This is a genomic window from Bacillota bacterium, assembly GCA_024653485.1.
GTDB lineage: Bacteria > Bacillota > SHA-98 > UBA4971 > UBA4971 > UBA6256.
This window is the reverse complement of record JANLFY010000029.1, coordinates 1-3,979: the sequence shown is the minus strand read 5'-3', so window position 1 is coordinate 3,979 and position 3,979 is coordinate 1. Positions and strand designations below refer to the sequence as shown.

Genomic DNA, 3,979 nt, shown 5'->3' with positions numbered 1-3,979 from the left:
GTCATTACTGCACTTCAGCCCCTTTGTGTGCCCAGGCCTTGTCGAACTCGGGTCACAGGCTTCATTGCTTCACCCTCCCGTCAGCCTGGACCGTGTCCGCGCAGGGCTGCGAATCCTCCTCTGGGCCACCGGGGTCCCTGGGCGGCCTCAGAGCCCAACTGAGGAAACAAGACGGGAGGCCCCGAATGTGCCTCCCATCAAGACGCGGTCGAATCCGCTCGAGAGCGCAAGCACCCCGTTTAGGCTGCCCATGACCTCTTTCCGTCCAAGTCTCGCTGGCTGCCTGCACGAAGCCCGCGCACCCGTCGGACTATGCCGTTTCCTCGCGTTTCTTCGCTCCCTTGCGCTCCTGCAACACTAAGGTTGGCTTCGCCGACCCCTCCACGACTTCCTTCGTCACCACGACCTTCTTCACGTCTGCGCGCGACGGGATCTCGTACATGATGTCGAGCATGATCTTTTCCAGAATGGAGCGCAGCCCCCTCGCCCCTGTGTTCCTCGCTATGGCCTGCTTTGCCACAGCTGCCAACGCCTCATCGGTGATCTCCAGCTCAACGCCGTCGAGCTCGAACATCCTCTTATACTGCTTGGCAAGGGCGTTCCTGGGTTCCGTGAGGATTCGCACCAGAGCCTGCTCGTCCAAAGCATCGAGTGGAACCACGACAGGCAATCTTCCAATGAACTCGGGAATGAGCCCGAACTTGAGAAGGTCTTCTGGCATGACCTGCCTCAGTATGTCCCCGATGCTTGAGTCGATCTTGGGTCGCAGCTCCGCTCCGAAGCCGAGCGTCTTCTTCCCGATCCGGTTCTGAATGATCTTCTCCAGTCCGTCGAAAGCGCCTCCGCAAATGAAGAGGATGTTCGTCGTGTCTATCTGGATGAACTCCTGGTGCGGATGCTTCCGCCCGCCTTGTGGAGGCACACTTGCGACCGTGCCCTCGAGGATCTTCAGGAGGGCCTGCTGCACGCCTTCACCGGACACGTCCCTCGTGATGGATGGGTTCTCCGACTTCCGCGCTATCTTGTCGACCTCGTCGATGTAGACGATGCCCTTCTCTGCCTTTTCGATGTCGTAGTCCGCCGCCTGGATGAGTCGCAGCAGAATGTTCTCGACGTCCTCGCCAACGTAACCAGCCTCCGTGAGCGAAGTGGCGTCGGAAATGGCGAAGGGGACATTCAGGATCTTGGCCAAGGTCTGCGCGAGAAGAGTCTTCCCGACTCCCGTGGGACCGAGGAGCAAGATGTTGCTCTTCTGCAGCTCCACGTCGTCCACACGCGTGTTCGCGCCTATCCGTTTGTAATGGTTGTACACCGCCACCGCAAGGGTCTTCTTCGCGTCTTCCTGGCTTATGACGTACTGATCCAGGATCTCCTTGATTTCCTTGGGTTTCGGGATGTTACCCAATTCGACATCTGCTTCTTCGCCAAGCTCTTCTTCGATGATCTCGTTGCAGAGCTCGATGCACTCGTCGCAAATGTAGACTCCGGGCCCAGCTATGAGCTTCTTGACCTGGTCCTGTGCCTTACCGCAAAACGAGCACTTGAGCTGGCCTTTCTCATCGCCGAATTTGAACACCCTACCACCCCCTACTTCTTCTTGGTCCTGAAGATCTCGTCTACGATCCCGTAAGCCTTCGCCTCCTCAGCCGACATGAAGAAATTCCTGTCAGTATCCGCTGCTATCTTCTCCATGGGCTGTCCCGTGTGCCTTGCCAGAATCTGTTGGGTCACCTCGCGCAGTTTAACGATCTCCCTCGCCTGTATCTCGATGTCCGTGGCCTGCCCCTGAGCGCCTCCGAGAGGCTGATGGATCATCACCCTCGAGTAGGGGAGGGCATACCTCTTCCCCTTTGTGCCTGCCGCCAGGAGAAGCGCCCCCATGCTGGCGGCCATGCCTATGCACGTGGTGGCCACATCGGGCTTGATATATTGCATGGTGTCGTAAATGGCGAGCCCTGACGTCACGACACCGCCGGGGCTGTTGATGTAAAGGTTGATGTCCTTCTCGGGATCCTCGCCTTGGAGGAACAACATCTGTGCTATGACCAGGTTCGCGACGTCATCGTCTATCGGGCCGCCTATGAATATGATTCTATCCTTGAGAAGCCTTGAGTATATATCGTAAGCCCGTTCCCCGCGGTTTGTCTGCTCCACTACGATCGGAACCAGGTTCACGACCGACTCCTCCTCCCTTGCATGGTGATTATATGCTGACCCGGCGAGACTCACTCTCCTCTTGCGAGCCCAACCAGGTAGTCTATTGTCTTGTCCCTGACTATCGCCTCTTCTACACTGTGAATACGTCCTGTCTTCGTCAAGAGTTCCCGGACCTCGTCCGCCTTGCTGCCCTGCCTCAAAGCTATCTGGGCGATCCGGGAGTCTACTTCGTCGGGAGTAGCGACGAATCCTTCCGCCTTGCTTATGGCATCGAGCACCAATTCCGACTTTACCAGCGCCTTGGCATCGTCCCTGTAGCTCTTCCTCAACGTTTCCTCGTCCATGCCGCAGGCTTCCAGGTACCCTCTTAGCGTCATCCCCTGCTGCGCGAGGCTTTCCGCCAAGTCGCGGACCATGAAGTCCACTTGCCGGTCCACGAGACGTTCGGGCACGTCCACTTCGGCCTCCTGCGTGATCCTATCCACTACCGCTTTCCTGTATTCCGCCTCCGCCCGACTTTGTGCCGATTTCTCCAAACGCTCGCGGATGTCACGCTTCATCGCTTCCACGCTGTCGAACCCGCCTACGGCCTTCGCGAACTCGTCGTTCACTTCTGGCAGCTTCCTCACACGGATTCCCTTCACCGTCACGCGCGCAAGAGCCGGCTTTCCAACAAGCTCCTTCTCTGGATACGTCGGCGGCACGGTGGTCTCGATGGTCTTCTCCTCGCCCGGCTTGAGCCCGGTCAGCCCCTCGCCCAGTCCTGGTAGATCCTGCTTCGCAGCGGCCTCTACGACGAGGTCCTTGCCGCCGCCTCTTACATCGAGGCGTCTGCCGTCGGAAGTCAGCTCGAGGTCTATCGTGACGAGATCCCCGGCCTGAACTGCGTCGTGGTCGGCAGGTTCGGCCGTGGCGCGATTCCTTCGAAGCACCTCAACATAACGGTTCACTTCGTCGTCGCTCACCTCTGCCGAGGCCTTCTCCACCCTGATCGCGCGCAAGTCCGGCAGCTTGACTTCGGGTCTGACAAGCACCTTCGCCTTGAATCTGAGCGGTTTGCCCTCCTCGATCTGCTCGATGTCAAAGTCCGGCTCATCTACGGGATCGATGCCCGTCTCCTTGACGGCCTCCATGTACACCCTGGGGACAAGGCTCTTCAGCGCATCTTCGTAAAGCGCCCCTTTGCCCAACCTCATTTCGAGGATGGGGCGCGGAACCTTTCCCTTGCGGAAGCCCGGCACCGTCACCCGCTGAACAAGCCTCCGGTAGCTCTCGTCGAGGGCACGGTTGACGTGAGCCTCGTCCACTTCGATACTCAGATGAGCGAAGTTCCCCTCTATTCTCTCCACCGCTGCCTTCACCATATTCGCTGCCCAGAAGCCACGGGGTTTCACATACCCTGGCAGATGGCAGCCTCCCTCCTCCTGATTCGCCTTTTGTGGCCGTCACGTTCACGACCACGCCCTGAAACGCGTGACGCGCCGCCAACCCGACGCCGCCGACAGCTGCCCAAGGAACGCTGGGGTGATCGCCGCCACGAGCTGCGCAGTCCCTCACGTTGAGGAGGAGCCCTGCTCGCGTCGAAGCTCTCGCGCCGCAGCTAGAGTGCGGTCTCTGGCTGTCCCAGTGACCTTCAGGCGCGACGCGCAAAAACAATACCTCGGTAGGCGCCGGTCCGGCGACTGCCGAGGCAGCGTCCTTCGAGGCCTTCGGCCTACCGTATTCTAACATGCATGCGGTGCGTTGTAAAGCCGACGCCGACCGGGATGTCGTCGGCCTGTGATAATGTCACCCTGTAAGCGGTCTGAGAAAATGTCACCCC

3 protein-coding genes are annotated in these 3,979 nt (G+C 59.2%); all 3 read right to left on the bottom strand.

All coding sequences use genetic code 11. From position 1 onward, the window contains the following. Positions 1-310: 310 nt before the first annotated feature. Genes clpX through tig form a run of 3 tightly spaced genes read right to left on the bottom strand, consistent with a single transcriptional unit; the run spans position 311 to position 3,506 of the window. Positions 311-1,576 carry an ATP-dependent Clp protease ATP-binding subunit ClpX gene (gene clpX, locus NUW12_13090; GenBank protein MCR4403676.1) on the bottom strand — a complete coding sequence of 422 codons (1,266 nt, stop codon included), beginning with the start codon at positions 1,574-1,576 and terminating at the stop codon, positions 311-313. An 11-nt stretch (positions 1,577-1,587) separates the two neighbouring features. Further along, on the bottom strand, positions 1,588-2,229 hold the full coding sequence (gene clpP, locus NUW12_13085; protein MCR4403675.1) for an ATP-dependent Clp endopeptidase proteolytic subunit ClpP: 642 nt from the start codon (positions 2,227-2,229) through the stop codon (positions 1,588-1,590). Next, positions 2,226-3,506, bottom strand: coding sequence for a trigger factor (tig, locus tag NUW12_13080; protein MCR4403674.1), 1,281 nt, complete (start codon positions 3,504-3,506; stop codon positions 2,226-2,228). The genes clpP and tig overlap by 4 nt, the downstream gene beginning before the upstream one ends. Positions 3,507-3,979: the final 473 nt, after the last annotated feature.